At 56.4% G+C, this 1025-nt stretch carries 1 protein-coding gene; it reads right to left on the bottom strand.

Annotated features, from left to right (window positions below; translation table 11 throughout):
- Positions 1 to 13: 13 nt before the first annotated feature.
- Positions 14 to 1025: IS4 family transposase (locus tag FYC77_RS19990; RefSeq protein ID WP_149083246.1), on the bottom strand; the 1012-nt coding region annotated here is incomplete at its 5' end.

Raw genomic sequence — 1025 nt, 5'->3', positions numbered from 1 at the left:
TATTCGTCTTTAGCTAAGACTCACACCTCGGTTGCGTAGCGGTAGCGAGCGTCTCTTGTAACACTGGCCGTTGCTGGTGTATCTTCTGTGCGTCTTCGATCAGTCGATCGAGCAGCGGTGGCGGCGAGTAGCCGAGGTATTCGCCAAGTTCGTGGAGGATGAGCTGGGCGTGCGACCGGAAGGTCGCCGCCCAGCGTTCCGGCGGAAACACGATCTCATCGTCCGCCTGTTCGGTGGCCAGATCAAGCAATTCACGACTCACGAGCAGTGACAGCAACGCCGCGTACAACAGAATTTCGACAACATGCTCCTTCGTCGTGTCGAACTCATCCAGTTCGTACTGCGTCTTCAACTCCCGAAACAGTAACTCTACTTCCCACCGACAGCGATAGATTGTCCCTAGATCTGACGGCAGGAACTCCTCTCTCGGCAGATTCGTGATATACAGGTGGTAGTCGTCGGCGTCCTCTTTGCGGACGCCGACGACGCGAAACCGCTTTGTATCGCGTGATTGCGTCCCTCCGTACGGTCTTCGGTCGAACTCGGCTTCGACTTCCACGTCGATGTACTCACGGTGCAGATCATCTACAACATCGTGGATCTGCTCACCTGCCAAGGGAATGGCGCGCCCGCGCCATTCCCGTAACTCCTCCTTTACGACCGGGTCTGCGCTCTCTTTCAGCCGACTTATGAAGTAGCCGTCGTTCTCATCGATCAACGCGAAGCGGCGGTACTTGAAGTAGGCTCGGTCGAACAGAACAAGCCGATCTTCAAGCCACGATCCTGTGTTAAACAACGTGCTGTCGTGCGTTTTCTCGTCAGTCACATCGAGCTGTTCTATCGTCTGCTCGGTGGCATTGTGGAGCAGGTGGAGCTTCGCTCCAGCCTGCTCCTCTTTCCGGGCTTCGTACTCATCGGAGAGAAACTCGTGCAACCGCAGGACGGTTCCATCAGCAATCATCACGTCCCTGAAGCGGTCGATATCGGCGTCAACAGTGTCAGGGACAGCGACCTCGTCGAGGCCA

This window comes from Natrialba swarupiae, assembly GCF_008245225.1.
In the GTDB taxonomy this organism is placed as follows: Archaea; Halobacteriota; Halobacteria; order Halobacteriales; family Natrialbaceae; genus Natrarchaeobius; species Natrarchaeobius swarupiae.
The sequence above is the reverse complement of the archived record's forward strand: the minus strand, read 5'-3'. Positions and strand labels throughout refer to the sequence as shown.